Here is a 15,776-nt window from a genome sequence, read left to right on the forward strand (position 1 = left end):
GTGGTGGCTGCGTCACGGTCTGTACTCCTTGCGGTGCTAACACTTCGGTAGGTTCCCGATGGAGGCACCGCCGTCGAGGTTGACCCACGCATACGGGATGTAGTTGTTCCCGCTGAAGGTTATCCGCAGCCACTGGTTGGTCTGCTTACCGCCATACGGTTTCGCGTTGACCGTTTGACCTGTGGTCCAGCACTGGGTGCTCACCTGTCCCGGGGCGTACACGTGGCCCACCTCGTTGCCGTCGGTCTGGGTCGGCGAGGTGTAGACCCAGATGCCCCCGGTGGTCGAGCTGTGCCCGCAGTAGCTCTCGTTCGTGCAGACCACGGTGCCGGTGATCGTCGGGGTGGTCACGCTGCCGGTGAAGGTGGCCGAGCCGGCCTTGTTCGACGCGGTCACCGCGAAGCTGTACTTGGTGGCCGGCCACAGCCCGGTCTTGGTGCCGCCGGTACACGGGAAGGAGGCGGCCGGCGCCACCCCGACCAGCGCGAGCGTGCAGGTGGTCGTGCTGCCGTTGCCGTTGACCGTGAACGGCACCTTGATGGCGTTGTAGCCGCTGGCCGCCGCCGTGCCCTTGGTGATCACCGGAACGTTGATGGTCTTGGCGGTGGCGCTGGCCGCGGGCCCGTCGCCGGCCTGGTTGACCGCCTTGACGCTGACCCGCACGGTGGCGCCGTTGGCGAAGCCGTCGAGCGTCACCGAGGTCGCCCCGGTGACGTCCTGGCTGGTGTCGCCGGAGGTGACCACGTACTTGGTGATCTGCCGGCCGTTGTCCTCGGCCGGCTGCCAGGACACGCTGATCGCGCCCTTGGCGTCGACGGTGGCCGCGCCCAGTTGCTGCGGCGCGCCCGGCAGCGTGTAGGGCACCACCGAGTTGCTGGTCGGGGAGGCCTTGGAACTGGCGCCCTTGTCGTTGATGGCGCTGACCGTGAACGCGTACTGCGTGCCGTAGTCGAGCTTGCCCGGCGCGATGGTCAGCGTGGTCTTCGACGTCGTCATCGGGTCGACCGCGGCGCCGCCGGAGACCGTGGCCACCGAGTAGCTGACCACGTTGTGGCCCAGGCCGTTGGCGGCCGGCCACTGCACGACCACTGAACCGTCCTTCTGCTCCTGCGCGCTCACGCTGGCCGGCGGGTCCGGCACGTCGGAGGTCGGCATCACCGGGTTGGCCGACCGTTTGGGGCCGGCGCCCTTGGCGTTGACCGCGTACACGCTGAACGTGTACGTCTGCCCGTTGGTCAGGCCGGTCACGTCCAGCGAGCGCTGCTTGGCGCCCACCTCGTGCGGCTGACCGTCGCCCTCGATCACGTACTTGGTGATCGCCGAGCCGTGGGCGCTGGCCGCGCCCCAGGTGATGTGCGCCGAGGCGTTGCCGGCCACGGCGGCCACCCGCACCGGCGCGCCAGGCGGCCCGACCGGTGGTGGCGGGGGCGGCGGGGGAGGTGGTGGGGGAGACGGCGGCGGGTCCCCGCCCAGCACGTTGTTGGCGTACTTGTCGACCACCTTGACCCGGTTGTGGTTGTCGACCACCCGGGCGGTGGAGGAGCGCGGCGCGTTGATGAACAGGTGGTCGGTCTTGACGTCCAGCTCCAGCGAGCCGCCCGCGTTCGGGATGGCGATCGTGCTGACCAGCTTGCCGGCCGAGTCCAGCACGTACACGTTGCCCGCGTCGTTGTCGGCCACGTACAGCCGTCCGGCGAACGGAACCGCCGGGGACAGCTTGCCGCCGTGGCCCGGCACCGCGAAGTCGGTGACGCGCCCGTCGGCCACCACGTACACGTGGCGATCGTCCTCGACGGTCACCGGGATGCTCGAGCCGCTGCCGCCGGTGGCCGCCGGCAGCGAGCCGGTGCCGCTCATCGGCACGCTCAAGGTGTGCTTCTGCGCGCCGCGCACGGTGGTCAGCGTGTCGCCGGTCTGGTCCAGCACCGCCACGCCGGTGTCCAGGGTGGACATCGTCAGATCGTGGCCGGGGTCGCCGACCGTGACGGTCTGCGCCACGCTCGGGGTGGTGGTGGCCGCCACGCCCTTGGCCGGGTGCGGCACCGCCGGGCGGATGCCGACCACGGTGCCCTCGGTCTGGACCAGCAGCCACAGCGTGCCGTTGCCGTCGAAGGCGCCGCCGGACAACCCCGGCGGGAACCGCAACGGGCTACCGGTCGGTGCCAGGGTCAACGGGTCGAGTTGGCGGACCACGCCCTGCACCGAATCGATGATGAACCCGGAGTCGCCGGAGAGCACCACGCTGACGCCCAGACCGGCGGTGGTCTGGCTGGTGGCCGCGACCTGCAGGGTCGACAGGTCCAGGGAGCTGACCTTGCCGGTGTTCAGGTCACGCATGATGAGGTACCGGTCGGTCTGGCTGACCTGGATCACGTGCCCCTGCGCGTCGACCACCTTGTAGCGGGTGTCGACCCGGCCGGTCTCGGCGTTGACCCGGGCGATCTCACCCCGGTTGGACGACCACATCCACAGGCTCGCGTTCGAGGTGGCCAGGGCGTGGTTGGTGGCGCCGAGCCCGAGCACGGTCGCACCCATCGCGACCGCCAGGCCGAGCACGGTCCCCAGGGTGACCCACGCACCCCGGCCTCGTACAAATTTGCCCGTCCGCGACATCGTCACGCCTCACCGTCGGCGTCGCACCGGTGCGTCGGGTGCCGGGTGGTGCTGGTTGGCGCCCATCCGCAAGTCCGCGGGCCATCATAGGGGCCGGGAAGGGCCCAAGGAAAGCCACTGCGTGTGCCTGTGGATACCCCGCGCTACCGCTACCGCTACCGTCCACAGCGGACAGTTACCGATCGGCTACACGCTGGTTATCGGCTCGGTGAGATCGTGGGGTGGCCCGTGCGCTGGGTACAGGTCAGCGCCGAGGTGGCCACCTCGTTGGTCGTGTACACCGCCACCACGGTGAAGCAGTAATCCACGTCCGGGTTGAGCCCGTTGACCGTGTAGGCGCTCTGCCCCGCCGGAAGCGTCTGGAACGCCCGGGACTCCTCGCCGGCCCGGCCGCCCGCGACCACGAACGGCACCCGACCCGAACTCGGGTCGGTCCACGTCAGCGTCACCGACACGCCGTTGTCGCGCAGCCGCACGTCCGTCGGCGCCAGACGCGTCGAGGCCGACGGCGAGGTGGCCGGCGGGCTACCCTGCGGCGAGGCGTGGTGCCCGCCGAACGCGAACACGCCGATCGCGACACCGGCCACCACCACGGCCAGCGTGATGACGGCCATCGCGATCAGCGGACCCCGGGAGCGAGGCCGGCTCGGGGCGGGCCGCTGCGCCCCCGGGCGAGCACTCCACGGTCCGCCGCCGGGCGCGGCCCAGTCGTACGGTTGGTTGCCCGTCCCGCGCGCCGGCGGCGCCGGGTGCTGCTGCCAGGTCGTCGGCGTGCGCTGGGTCGGCATCGGGATCCCCGGGCCCGGCGGGCCGGTGCCAGGCCCCCCGGGCCCGGGGAATGCGACCGGGTTCGGCGGTAGGTACACGCCGGCGTCACCGGTCGGCTCGGGTTGCGGCGACGACGGCTCGTCCCGGGCCACCGGCCGGTACACGCCCGGCTCGACGGGAATCACCGTCTCGTCCGCATCGGCCGGCGTCCGCGGTCCGGGCGGCGCCGCCGCCTCCGGCGGCTGCACGGTCACCTGCGTGGGCGGCGGCGGTGGCACGTCCACCCCGAGGTAGCGCTGCGAGGTGCGCACGTACGGGTGGTCGGGCCCCAGTACCGTCGGGCCGTAGCGGGCCACGCGCGCGAGATTGCGCCGCGCCTCGTGCTTGTTGCCCAACTCGTCGGCGATGGCACCGAGCTCGGCGGAGATGAGCAAAATCAGCGGATCGGCCTCGCCCAGGCCGAGCAGGCCCCCCTCCAGGGCCTCCTCCAGCACCCGGCGCGCGGCGGACAGTTCGCCAAGCTCTCGGTGGACGGTCGCCAGCCGGCGTTGGGTCTCGACCACCGCGGGATCGTCGGAGCCCAGCTGAGCGGCGGCCACATCGACGGCCGGCTCCAGCAGGTCACGGGCCGCCACGAAGTTGCCCTGGGCGCGAAGATCGTCCGCGTGTTGCCAGGTCGCACTCAGTGGTGGTGGTGCAGACACGTGGTCATGCTGCCGCCTGACCGGCCACAATGCCAGTCACCGCTCCGGCGCGCCGTGCTACTTCGTCCGAAGCTGCGCACCGGGTGTTCGGGTGGGCCGGTGTTCCGTCGGGTGTCCACAGCGGACAGATGCCGGCTGTGTCGGCTGGTTATGCCGATTGTCGATCGGTCCGGCGGGTGGGTTTTGGCCGTGCGGGTTGGCGGCTACGCGGATGGATCTCGTGAATGCTCACAGTGGACGGTGAGCGCGATCCGTTGACAGATGGTGGTTGTTGGGTTGCGTAGTGTGATGCTCGGGGTCGAGGGCCTCGCGGTTCGACGTGCGGGGTCCGCGGTGATGCCGGTCGGCGATGCCCGGGGTGAGCCATCGGGCGCGGTGCCGGCCGGGGCGTGCCTGCGGGTCCGCCGACGCTGGTGCCGGTGCCCGTGATGCCGATGACTTACCAGCGGCTTGCCGGCTCGTTGTGGAGTCCGGCTCGGCGGCGCCGGGGTTGGAGCCTTGCTCGGCGGTCTGGCGCGGTGGCGGGGATTGGGGTGCGGGTTCGACGTCTGGCCCGGCGTCCCCGGGCGACGGGGGTTGATCGGTTGACGGTGGAGTTCGCGGTTACCGGAGGGTAACGTCCCTGTGGCGCCGGCCACGATGGCGGACCTTCGACAAGGCTCTCGGATGGGGGATCGGTGACAGGTCTTTTCTCGGTTTCCGGAAAGAACGTGCTGGTCACGGGCGGTACACGGGGGATCGGGCTGATGATCGCCCGGGGCTTTGTCGAGGCGGGGGCGAAGGTCTGGATCTCGTCCCGCAAGGCCGACGCGTGCGCAGAGGTGGCCGGCTCGCTGGGCTGCCAGGCGATCCCCGCCGACCTGTCCACGCCCGAGGGCATCGCCGGGCTCGCCGAGGAACTCACCGCACAGGTCCCCAGCCTCGACGTGCTGGTCAACAATGCCGGGGCGACCTGGGGCGCGCCGCTGGAGGAGTACCCGGACAGCGCCTTCGACAAGCTGTGGGCCACCAACGTGAAGCCGGTGTTCCGGCTGACGATTTCTCTGCTGCCGCTGCTGAGGGCGGCCGCGACCCCGGACGATCCGGCCCGTGTGATCAACATCGGTTCGATCGACGGCATCGCGGTACCGGCGATGGAGGTGTACGCGTACTCCTCCACGAAGGCGGCGGTGCACATGCTCACCCGGCACCTGGCCCACCAGCTGGCCACCGAGTCGATCACGGTGAACGCGATCGCACCGGGCCCGTTCGACAGCAAGATGATGGCCTTTGCCCTGGATAACCCGGACGTTCGGGCGGAAATCGCGGGGCGGGTGCCGCTGGGCCGGATCGGCCGCCCTGAGGACATGGCGGGTACGGCGATCTTCCTCGCGTCGCGGGCGGGCGGGTACCTGACGGGCGCGGTGATCCCGGTGGACGGGGGATTGTCGACCCACGGATGATCAAGGGGATGGGGCTTGAGCGAACGGGCGCGGTTCCGTGTACAGTGAGGCCCCGTGAGCGTGCCCGGGCGGGCCGAGGATGACGTCTAGTCATTCCCGCGACCGTGCCGGGTATTGTTGACGCGCAAGTCCGAGTGGCGGAATGGCAGACGCGCTAGCTTGAGGTGCTAGTGCCCTTTATCGGGCGTGGGGGTTCAAGTCCCCCCTCGGACACAAGTTTTGGTGAAGCTCCGCTATTTGCGTGATGCGCCACCATACCCGCTCATCGGCCGGGCTCGTAGCTCTTCCGCGGAACGTGAAAAAGATCCGCGTCGGCTCGCCACCATGGTGGTCATGACCTCTACTGGATCGATGCGCGCGGGCGAGGAACAGCTGATCGGGGCGCTGATACCGCCCAAGATCGCCAATCGGGCGGACCGGGTTCCGGCACCGATGCCGGTGCTGCCGAGGCTGAGCCTGCCGTCCGATCAAAACCCGGACGGTCTGGTGTTGGGGATGGCCCGGCTGGACCGCTCCGGGCGGCTGTCCGCCCGGGATCTGCTGGGCGCGTTGGGCTGGCAACCTGGCCACCGGATCGACATCGGCATCGTGGCTGGCGTGCTGGTAGCCAGCTCATCGCCCACCGGCCAGCATGTCGTGCACGGCCGGGGCGAGTTGAGTCTGCCGGCCACGGCCCGCAGCATGTGCAACCTGCCGCCCGGCGTGTCGGTACTTCTGGCCGCCTCGCCCGCCCAGAACGTTCTCGTCATTCATCCCGTCGCCACCGTGGCACGGCTACTCATCGAGCATCACGCTCGCCTCACAGCCGGGGGAGAGCATGTCTGACATTCAGACCATCGCAACCGCACGCCAGTTCCTGGCCCAGCTCGGGATCACCGTGGCCGACCTTCGCAAGGCTGAGCGGCCACCGGTACCGACCATGGCGCAGTACCTGCCCCAGGTCATGGCCGCGGCCGGACCCGGCGCCCGTCGTACCTACGGCAGCTATTGGGTCCGGATGGCGACGCTGTGGGGCGACCGGCCGCTGGACGCCATCGCCGCGACCGACATCGAAGCACTGAAACACGAGGCTGCCGCAATGGCACTGTGTCGACGAAACGGCCGTGGCGGCCGGCACGCCGGCGAGCACGTCATCGCCGCCGCCCGTGCCATCTACAACCGGGCCATCGCCGATGGGATCATTGAACGCGCCGAAAGTCCCGCCCACCGTATCGGCAAGCCTCGACGGCTACCCAGTACGCGACGGGCCCTCACCGCTTCAGAGCTCGAACAGATCAACTTGGTCGCCCACACCAGCGGCAACGACGTTGTCCTCGATGCGATTCTCTTGCGACTGCACACCGAGACGGCCTGCCGTCGCGGCGGTGCGCTCGGACTTCGGCTGATGGATCTCGACAGGGAGAACGGCCTCGTACAACTTCGCGAGAAGGGTGGCACGCTGCGCTGCCAGCCCATCACCCTGGACCTCGCAGGCAGCCTTGCCGAGCTCGCCCATGCCCGAGGCGCTGTCCATCCCACCGATGCGCTACTGCGCTACCGCAACGGCGCTCCGCTGACCAGTCGACGCTACGATCAGCTTTGGCGCCGAATCGGGCAGCAACTGCCGTGGGTCGCCGCTCAGAACATCTCCACCCACTGGCTACGCCATACCACCCTCACCTGGGTCGAGCGGCACTTCAACTACGGCGTTGCCCGCGCGTACGCCGGGCACACTGACGCCAAGGGCGCGGCCACCACCACCTACATCAAGGGCTACCTGGTAGAAGTCGCGACCGCGCTCTCCGCGATGACCGGCCAACCGCACCCCCACGCCGACCCCAACCACGAGCTTCTGGCAGCGTGAGGTAATCGATTTATATGACTGCGGATCGGTGGGGAACAGCTGGTCGGACCGCCGATACCGCCCAAGTTCGCCGAACGGGCGGACTTGGCGACGGCATCGCCGTTGGTACCGCCGAGGCGGGATTTGAATCGGCTCCTCTGCTGGCGTCGTCGTCTACGGTGAGCTGAACACCCGGCGTGTTGTTGTAGTCCTGCTCACTATCGGTTGCGAGTTCGCTTCGCGCTGGGCTGGCATCCGATGGGATCGCCTCAACTAGAGAGGGCGCCGGCGCTTCTCCGGGTCCGTCGGGTCCTGTCGTCGGGCTCTGTGTCATCGCGAACTGGAGCGTGTCCGCCCTTGTCTCCGGCGTCATCGCCGCGAGGAATGTGGCTTCGCGTGAATTGTCCAAAAGCCTTTGCACGATGGGCTGCCACACGCGCGCCAAGGTGGGGGCGTCGATCCGCTTCATATCTCGTTGCGCGCTCCAGCCCGCCGTGACGTCGGCGACCTGGTTCTGGTCCTTATCGGATGTCAAGAGGTCCCATGCCTCCACCAGGAGGTCGCGCGCCCGCGGGTCGCCGCTAGCGTCCCGCACGAGCTGGTCGACTACGGTGTCGTCACACTGCGCGTCGAACAGCATGATCAGGCCCGAAGTGAACGTGTCCCGTGCCCAGGACACGACCTTCTCCAGTACCGGTTGCCTCAGTCGAGGTTCCCGAGCCAGCCCGCGAAGGGCGGCCGCGGCGGCGGCGCGATGCTCCGGAAGTTCGGCGCGAGCTACGAGGTGGCGCAGCCTGGCCATTGCCACAAACGGTTGTTCTTTTCCGAAACGACCGCCGCACAGCTTCGCCAGCGAGGGAAACGCCGCGCGGTCACCGCGATAGGCCCATCGCCACAGCCGCTCTTGAGTTAGCGCGGCGACCGCCGGGTGGAATAGAAGCCCTTCGACGGCTTCCTCGACCAGCCCACGGTATGCCTCCGCGCGCTGGCTTTTGAGCTGCGTATACAGCGCCTCCAGCAGCTCGGCGTTGCGACACTCGGCCACTGCGTGGGCGATGACGCCGATGATCCGGCGGGCATACTTCTTCGTCTTCGGATCGGCAACCAGATCCCTGGTCCACTGCAGGACAGGGTCACGGAGCTCGGGGTGTTCGTTCCACAGCCACTCGAAGATCGCGTGGTCCACGCCGCGCTTGTCGCGGTCGACCCACGTGCAGTCGTCGGCGACGGTCACTCCGATCTCGCGCAGTCGCCTCGACCACCCCTCTGACTCGAGTGCTCTGAACAGCGGCAACTCGTGTCCCAGGGCCTTCGCCAGCCCGCGAGCGGCGGTGGCGACGACAGGGGAGGGGCAGCCGTTGAGCACTGCTGCGGAGATCAGCAGTATACGACGGTCGGCCCAGTCCGGCTTCCTGCTGTCGAGCTGCTCATCGATGTAGGGTTTCCACTTGCGTAGTTCGTCGATGGCATGGTCGATGTCGGCCGCGCTTGCGACCCGAAGTCGTTCCGCCACCTTCACTGCGTCGTCCGGACTGGCGCCCCCCTCGTCCAATTCGGCGACGAACGCGCGCACTGTTTCGAGATCCAGCAAGTCGAGGGCCCCGGGCTGGTGGAACATCAGGTGAGCTCGAATAACGGCACCAGCGCGGCGCGGGGGAATCGTCGCAGTCAGATCGGCCAGCTTGGGTCGGCACCGATGCCACGCCTGGCCGGTCACAGTGATGACTATCTGCGAATTCATCTCCTTGAGGTCCCGCGCGTACGCCCTGACCTCGTCCGCGAACGCTTCGGGAATCTCGTCGGTTGCGTCGCTCAGGTCGAGTAGAAAGCGTGTACGCGGGCTCAACGGGAGATCTCTGGTGGTCGGCGTTCCTTCCCAGTCCGGGAGCAGTTCGTACAGGTCCACCGCGGAGGTCGATAGGGGCACCGTGGCGGACAACAGGCGGATCGCGTCGGTCTCCCTGCCGGTACCCCGGTGGTTCTCCAGGATCGCGAGCCCGTACGCGTCGAGGGCGGTCTCGGCCTTCTTGAACTCCTCCGTCGGCTTGGCCGGGATGTATGACGTGAACCTGGCCTTCGTGACCAGCCTCTGGTCGATCAGTCGCCAACCCACACGCCCGCTACCTATGAGGGTGGTGTGGTGGAGTACACCCACGGCCAGATTGTTCGACCCGGCGCCGCCAAAGGCCCCCACGCTCGATCCGTCGAGCATCACCGGCCCTCGCCTCCACCGAACGTCGGGCTCACCGTGCTCCCGTAGATCTTCCCGACAACGAAGTTGCTGGACCTGTCACCAGCTACGTTGACGACGACCGTGGAATCTGCCGAGGCGGCGGTGTCGGACCGCTGGGCGACCTCCTGAGCGATCTCGACGAGGCGTTCGGCCTCGCGCTTGAGCAGCTCAGACGCAGCTCCACTGCTTCCACGGAGTTTTTCGTGCTCCGATCCTGGCCGAGTTTGGTCGTCAGCGAGACGCTCGTCGAGCCGGTCGGCCAGCTCGGTCCGCCTGTTCTCGATCCGTTCCTCCGCAGCACGCACGGCCTCGCCAAGCGACGCCTGCCGCGCCATCGAGGCCACTGCGGAAGGTACGAGGTCGCGCATGGATGGTGCTGGCGCACCATCGCGTTCCAGTTCCAGAAGGACGAGGCGACGTTCGAACGTGGCGAGCAGGACTTGAATGTCGCGCAGGGCGTCGTGGCCGTCCGCGTCGCGTGCTGAGGGCACGAGCTCAGGAGGCCGGGGTGGGACGAACACCTTCGTCTCCGGACCGATGTTGATCGTGTTGTGCAGCCACAGGCCGAGGTCAAAGCAGTGGCGTACGACCTGCAGCGCGACGTGGATGTCTCTCAGCTGTCCATGTACGGCCTGGTTGCCAGCTGTTCTCACCGCGTCGCACAGGTCCTGGATGTCCTTGTCGATAGCGCCCGCTCGACGTAGGTCGAGAATACGGTCGTAGAGCCGGTTCGCCTGTGAGCGGACGCCGAAGACGGAAGCCGCCTTCTTCGACAGCGCCTCCAGAAACCGTCGAGCCTTGAACATCGCGGCATCTGGATCGGTGTAGATGTACGACTCGGCGCTGGCGCCGTCGTATGCCAGCACCGGGTCGTGTTTGACCAGGTACCCGAAGTTCGCCGAGGACCTCACCAAATCGTCGAGTACGTCGGCCACAGTCTTTCCTCCCTGCCGTGAGCAAAGCCCTCGATCGTATCGACCTGCAGGACTAATGGTGGCTGTAAGATCTTGGACAGATGATCTGGCTCGAAGCTGCGGCAGCGACGTCACCCTCGACGCCCCTGCTGCTGTGGCTGCACCGAGGCCGCCTGCCAGCGAGGCGACGCGCTCGCCCTGCGGCCGGTACCGGACGACAGCCGAGCGATCTCGGCGGCGATCGACGTAGCCGCCGCGTGCAAGTGTCGAAGTTCGACGGCGGACACTGACGACTCGTAGCAGTGGTGGTGGGTAGCCCGCGAGAGCGCGGCCCAGGTGTAGGCGGCGTAACGCACCAGTTCGTCGGGCAGGCGTCGCCGCAGCAGGAGCAGTTTCATGCGGCCGTTGCCGTATTGGGCGACCGGTGGGCTGACTTGGTGCCAGTACGCACTGATGGTCGCCTCGAGGGCGAGCCGGATGAGGCAGGCGCAGGCCTTGGGCCACCAGCCGTCGGCCAGTGCAGCGGCGCCGAGGTCTCCCCGGCCCCGCAGCATGTCGTCGGCGGCGGCGAGGTACCGGCTCGGGTCTGGTGTGGTCATGCCAGCGCCCTTACCAGCCGGCGGCAGTCGGCGACGAGCTGCCGGAGATCGTTGAGGTAGAGGCCGTGGACGCCCTTGCGGCAGGCTTGATAGGCGTCGGCGGCCCACGGTCCGTACCGTCGGTTGAGCCGGGGGAGGACGTCGGAGCCGCGGGCGGCGTCGTCGAACAGGGCGAGCGCGAACGCCTGGGTGACACTCTTGCCGGTCGCGGTGATCGCGGCCTCGATGTCGACGTGCCGGTGACCGGTAGAGAGCCGGTGGCGCCAGACGACGCGGTGGCAGGCGGCCTCGAGCGCCGAGCGGCACAGTTCGGCGACGACGGGCGCGCGGAGATCGGCGGGCACGTTGCCGGAGTAGGCGACCGCAGTCGCGTCGTCGAGGTACCGGATGACCGGGTCCAGGGCGGTCCGCAGAGTGACCACCGAGCCCTCGGCACGGAGCACTTCGATGATCTCGGCCTTGAGTTCGAGGTTGCGGATTGCCTCGGGAAGCCGGTTGTCGTGGGTGAACACGACGATCTGCCGGTCGATGGCCAAATCGCCGAGGACGCGGGCGAGGCCGTCGACCTTGGCGGGATCCATGCTCTGGACCGGGTCGTCGATGACGACGAAACGGAACGGGCTCTCGTCGGCGCAGCTGCGCGGCAGAAAGGCGGCCAGGCCGAGTGCGTGCAGTTCACCCTGGCTCATCACGCCGAGCGCCGTGCCGTTGTCGACGCCGTCGACGCTGACCGGCAATGCGATGCGGCGGCGGGTGTTGGCCGCGATGAGGCTCATGCGACCGAGTTCGACGTTGCTCTCCTGGCGGAGCTGGCGCCAGATCCGCTGCGAGTGTTCGGCGAACGGGGTCAACCGCTCGTCGCGCAGCTCCGCACCGGCGCCCTTCAACCAGCCACGAGCGTCCTTGAGTAGGGCCGCGGTGCTCTCCTGTTCCCTCGTGGCGCGGGTCGCGGCGACCCACAGCCGGAGGTCGTCGGCGATCTGTCGCCAGGCGCTGTCCCGGTTCTCCAGCCAGCTGGCGGCCCGGGCCCGAATGGCTGCGGCGGCCGCCGTGACCTCGGGGTAGGTGGTGGTGAGGTGGTCGGCGAGCGCTTCGGCGCTGTTCGCGGGCGCGGCGTGCAGCCGGGCCACCGCAGTGGACAGAGCCTTCAGGCCGAGGTCCGGGAGTTGTACCGCGGCGACCGGGTCGATGCCGGGAACGGTGACGGCGGCGATGGCGCCGCGTACCTGGCGGGTGGCTGAGGTCAGCTGGTCGACGGCGCGGCGAGCGGCGAGGGTACCGGTGCGCAGCTGGTCGAGGGTGGTGCTGGCGGTGGCGTGCCAGGCGGCGTTGAGGGACCCCGTGCCGCAGACCGGGCAGCTTCCGTCGCCCACGTCGTCGTGGTGGTCCAGGGCAAGGCGAAGCAGCTCGGCGACGCGTACTGAGGCACGCAGCGCGACCCCGTCGTGCTGCCGGCCGGCCGTCGCCGTGGCGCGCAGGTCGTCGGCGAGGCGGCTCATTTCCCCCGGGTCGGGGACGGTGAACTCGTGCAGACGACGGCAGGTGGCGATGGCCTCGCCCGGCCCCGCGTCGACCGGCTCGTCGAGGATGCTGTCGAGGAGGTCGAGGTCGGGGGTACGAGCGGACAGCGCCTGGGCGGCCCGGCGGGCGCGGTCATCGTCCTGGACGGCCGTGAGCCGGGTCGACAGCGTGGCGCGGCCGGTGCGTACCTCCGTGGCCGCCGCCTCCAGCGGCCTGGCGGCGGCCAGCAGCCGCTTGTCGGCGGCGGTGAGCGCGTCCAGGCCGAGGATGGCGTCGATCGCGTCGAACAGGTCGCTCGGCGTCCCGGACAGCAGCTTGCCGAGGTCGGCGGCGGTCAGGAACGGCCGGTACAGCTGGAGTGCCCGGGCCAGACCGAGATCGGCAAGGCTGGTGCGGCGGCCGCGTGGACCGGTGACGGTGACCTCGGCGTCGGCGAGTTCGGCGCCGACCGGCCAGGACCGGCGTACTCGGGTGGGACCGGCGGTCCCGTCGACGTGCAGCTCGGTAGTGATCGCGCAGTCCTGCGGCGCGTGCAGGTTGCGCCACCCGGTGCGCCACACGCTGTGGCGGTCCGCCCAGCGGGCGCTGTCGCCGGTCAGCGACAGTTCGACCGCCTCGGCGAAGCTGGACTTGCCGGAGCCGTTGCGCCCGACGACGACGGTCAGCCCGGGCTCCGGCGGGATCGGCAGCGTGCGCTCGGGACCGATGCCCCGGAATCCAGCCACGGTGACCGCGGACAGGTAGATGTGCTCGCGCGGTGTGTCCTCGCCACCATCCACCACGGCGAGCGTGGTGGGCTGGCCGGCGAGCGCCGCGACCAGGTCGTCGTCGCCGCTGACCGCGGCGAGGACGACTTCCGCGGTGGCGGCGGGTACGCCGTCCTTGGCTAGACGGTCGAACAGCAGCTCGATAAGGGGTTCCCGGGTCATGGCCGCCTCACTTCACCGCGACCGTGACGCCGCCGGAGAACGGCGAGTCGTGCAGCTCCAGCTTGGCCAGCTTCGCCGTCTTGGGGATGTCGAAGATGACGGTGCCGGTCACGGTGTTGCCCGGGTTGATCTGGTTGAGGAAGGTCTCGTCATTGCTGTTGGCGTACAGCCCGGCGGTCGAGTCGGCGGAGAACTGGGCGCCGTCGGCGCCGTATGCCTTCTGACTGCTGTCGTCGAAGGTCTGTGCCTCCTTGCCGATGTTGGCCACCTTGAGGGTGACCATGCAGAACTGGCCCTGTGCCGTCTTGTTGAGCACGCTGTCGCCGACCTTGGTGGCGCCGCACTGGATCTTCTGGACGGTGAACTCGAACTTGCCGTCCCGTACCGGCTGACCGACCGCACCAGCCGCGGCGGCCTTCCCGGTTCCGCCGGCGACGGTGCCGGCCGGCGCGGCGCCGCTGCCGGTGCCACCCGAGGAGCAGGCGAGCGCGAGGAGCGCGAGCGGGGCGGCGAGCAGCATGATCTTGCGCTTGTTCATGGTATCCCTTCGTTGCTGTGAACCCTCGTGAACAACGTACACAGTCTGTCAAGTCCACATCCGGGACCCAGTCCTAGCGTGAACAACCCGGCGTGTGTACGATGTCGCCAAGCAGCGACGGAGGTCTCCAACGTGATGGCGAACAACGAGGTGACGGCGGCGGACATCGCGCGGATCGCCGGCGTGGGGCGGGCGGCCGTGTCGAACTGGCGGCGCCGGCATCCGGACTTCCCCGCCCCGGTCGGCGGCCCGTCGAACAGCCCGACCTTCTCCCTCAGTGAGGTGGAGGCCTGGCTGCAGGCCAACGGCCGGGCAGCGGACGAGAACGCTCCCACCCGGCCCGGGGGCGGTCGATCCTCGCGGCCGGGCGACGGCGGGCTGGCCCGGTCGATGGCCGCGCTGCTGCCGGCGCTGTCCGGCGGCACGGTGCTCGACCCGGCGGGGGGCGATGGCTCGCTCCTGGCGGTCGCCGCCGAGCGGCTCGGCCCAGGCCCGCGATACGTGGGGCTGAACATCGACCAGGTGCGGATCGAGATCGCCCGGGCCCTACTGACCGAGGCCGGCGCCTCGAAGATCGAGACTTATGTCGAGTCGCCCGATGCCGACCCGGTCGCCGCCCTGGGCCGCGAGGCGGACGTCGTCATCGCGATCGTGCCGCCATCGGAGCCGCGGGTCGACGGGTTGACCTGGGAGTACGGGCAGCCGAGCCGCAACGACCAGCCGCTCGCCTGGGTCCAGGTCTGCCTGTCCCACCTCAAACCGGGCGGCACCGCCGTGGTCGCCGTCCCGTTCGCCATGGCCGTGCGCGCGTCCGCCCGGCGCATCCGGGCCGAGCTACTGCGAGCCGGTGCGCTGACCCACGTCATCGGCCTGCCCGAGAAGCTCGCCGCCGCCGGGGCCGGTCCGTGGCAGATCTGGATGCTGACCCGGCCGGCCGGCCGGCCGACGTACCTGCTGGGGATGGTCGACCTGACCGACCGAGCACCGGACGACCTGCCCGACGACGAACAGGCCTGGGCAGCGGTGTTCGCCGACGCGGCACACACCCGGGACGTACCCTCGATCGAACTCCTCGACGAGGACGTCTTCCTGGTCCCGGCCGCCCACATCGTCGCGGAACTGCGCGACGTCACGTCTGACTACGCCGCCTCGCGCGACCGATACGCCGCGTCCGTCCGCCGGCTCGCCAAGGCGGCGCCGACGCTCCCGGCCGGCGGCGGGCGGCCGACCGGCGAACTCGTCACCGTCGGCGACCTGGCCCGGTCCGGTGCCCTGGCGTTCGTCGACCGCGATGCCGCCCGCCCGGGCGACGTGCTGGTCCCGACCCACCCCGGAGGCTTCGAGGCGGTCGTCCTCGACGACGCCGGTACCCACGACGCCAAGCTCGGATCCGTCCTGCGCTGCGCCCCGGAGGCGCTCGACGCGCACTTCCTCGCCTGTTTCCTGAGGTCGGAGACGAACCGGCGACAGGCGGCCGGCACGATGGGTGGGACATTTCGGCTCGACGTACGACGCGCCCGCGTGCCACGCATGACACTGTCACAACAGCGCGACTATGGTGAAGCGTTTCGCCGCCTGATGGAGTTCGCCGGCCGTGCCGACGGGGTGGCCGCCGCGGCGGCAGACGCCACCCGAACTGCCATCTACGGCCTGACCGGCGGCATCTTCGCGCCCAACGAAGACGGAAAGTGAG

At 69.5% G+C, this 15,776-nt stretch carries 11 protein-coding genes and 1 tRNA gene; 5 read left to right on the plus strand and 7 right to left on the minus strand.

The window, feature by feature from the left end; genetic code table 11:
* Positions 1-36 precede the first annotated feature (36 nt).
* Positions 37-2,613 (minus strand): fibronectin type III domain-containing protein, encoded by a 2,577-nt coding sequence (locus ABEA87_RS37605; protein WP_345638027.1) that lies wholly within the window; start codon positions 2,611-2,613, stop codon positions 37-39.
* Between the two features lie 197 nt (positions 2,614-2,810).
* Positions 2,811-4,085, minus strand: coding sequence for a fibronectin type III domain-containing protein (locus ABEA87_RS37610; protein ID WP_345638028.1), 1,275 nt, complete (start codon positions 4,083-4,085; stop codon positions 2,811-2,813).
* A 677-nt stretch (positions 4,086-4,762) separates the two neighbouring features.
* Between ABEA87_RS37610 and ABEA87_RS37615 the strand changes: the two genes are divergently transcribed.
* From ABEA87_RS37615 to ABEA87_RS37630, 4 genes are all read left to right on the plus strand, one after another.
* Positions 4,763-5,527, plus strand: a complete 765-nt coding sequence (locus ABEA87_RS37615) for an SDR family oxidoreductase (RefSeq protein WP_345638029.1) — start codon at positions 4,763-4,765, stop codon at positions 5,525-5,527.
* Between the two features lie 128 nt (positions 5,528-5,655).
* Positions 5,656-5,740 (plus strand) — tRNA-Leu (locus tag ABEA87_RS37620).
* 9 nt (positions 5,741-5,749) lie between these two features.
* Complete coding sequence (locus ABEA87_RS37625; protein WP_345638031.1) at positions 5,750-6,352, plus strand: hypothetical protein; 603 nt, start codon at positions 5,750-5,752, stop codon at positions 6,350-6,352.
* The gene (locus tag ABEA87_RS37630) at positions 6,345-7,370 is read left to right on the plus strand and encodes a tyrosine-type recombinase/integrase (RefSeq protein WP_345638032.1); all 1,026 of its coding nucleotides are present in this window, start codon (positions 6,345-6,347) and stop codon (positions 7,368-7,370) included. Before ABEA87_RS37625 ends, ABEA87_RS37630 begins: the two co-directional genes overlap by 8 nt.
* A gap of 10 nt (positions 7,371-7,380) precedes the next feature.
* Here ABEA87_RS37630 and ABEA87_RS37635 read toward each other — a convergent pair whose 3' ends face one another.
* From ABEA87_RS37635 to ABEA87_RS37655, 5 genes are all read right to left on the minus strand, one after another.
* A complete protein-coding gene (locus tag ABEA87_RS37635) occupies positions 7,381-9,564 on the minus strand; it encodes a hypothetical protein (RefSeq protein WP_345638033.1) in 2,184 nt (727 codons plus the stop codon).
* On the minus strand, positions 9,561-10,517 hold the full coding sequence (locus tag ABEA87_RS37640) for a DUF4145 domain-containing protein (RefSeq protein WP_345638034.1): 957 nt from the start codon (positions 10,515-10,517) through the stop codon (positions 9,561-9,563). The genes ABEA87_RS37635 and ABEA87_RS37640 overlap by 4 nt, the downstream gene beginning before the upstream one ends.
* Before the next feature lie 110 nt (positions 10,518-10,627).
* Positions 10,628-11,095 carry a hypothetical protein gene (locus ABEA87_RS37645; protein ID WP_345638036.1) on the minus strand — a complete coding sequence of 156 codons (468 nt, stop codon included), beginning with the start codon at positions 11,093-11,095 and terminating at the stop codon, positions 10,628-10,630.
* Positions 11,092-13,545 carry an AAA family ATPase gene (locus ABEA87_RS37650; protein WP_345638038.1) on the minus strand — a complete coding sequence of 818 codons (2,454 nt, stop codon included), beginning with the start codon at positions 13,543-13,545 and terminating at the stop codon, positions 11,092-11,094. The genes ABEA87_RS37645 and ABEA87_RS37650 overlap by 4 nt, the downstream gene beginning before the upstream one ends.
* A gap of 7 nt (positions 13,546-13,552) precedes the next feature.
* Positions 13,553-14,083 carry a DUF4352 domain-containing protein gene (locus ABEA87_RS37655; RefSeq protein ID WP_345638039.1) on the minus strand — a complete coding sequence of 177 codons (531 nt, stop codon included), beginning with the start codon at positions 14,081-14,083 and terminating at the stop codon, positions 13,553-13,555.
* Positions 14,084-14,218: 135 nt separating this feature from the next.
* On the opposite strand from ABEA87_RS37655, the gene ABEA87_RS37660 reads away from it, so the two are divergent.
* A complete protein-coding gene (locus ABEA87_RS37660; RefSeq protein WP_345638041.1) occupies positions 14,219-15,775 on the plus strand; it encodes an N-6 DNA methylase in 1,557 nt (518 codons plus the stop codon).
* The last annotated feature ends 1 nt before the right edge of the window (position 15,776 follow it).

It is taken from the genome of Rugosimonospora acidiphila (genome assembly GCF_039543385.1).
In the GTDB taxonomy this organism is placed as follows: domain Bacteria; phylum Actinomycetota; class Actinomycetes; order Mycobacteriales; family Micromonosporaceae; genus Rugosimonospora; species Rugosimonospora acidiphila.

Coding starts and splice junctions, on each gene's coding strand:
- ABEA87_RS37605 (WP_345638027.1), bottom strand. CDS start 2,613: ATGTCGCGGACGGGCAAATTTGTACGAGGCCGGGGTGCGTGGGTCACC.
- ABEA87_RS37630 (WP_345638032.1), top strand. CDS start 6,345: ATGTCTGACATTCAGACCATCGCAACCGCACGCCAGTTCCTGGCCCAG.
- ABEA87_RS37645 (WP_345638036.1), bottom strand. CDS start 11,095: ATGACCACACCAGACCCGAGCCGGTACCTCGCCGCCGCCGACGACATG.
- ABEA87_RS37650 (WP_345638038.1), bottom strand. CDS start 13,545: ATGACCCGGGAACCCCTTATCGAGCTGCTGTTCGACCGTCTAGCCAAG.
- ABEA87_RS37655 (WP_345638039.1), bottom strand. CDS start 14,083: ATGAACAAGCGCAAGATCATGCTGCTCGCCGCCCCGCTCGCGCTCCTC.
- ABEA87_RS37660 (WP_345638041.1), top strand. CDS start 14,219: ATGGCGAACAACGAGGTGACGGCGGCGGACATCGCGCGGATCGCCGGC.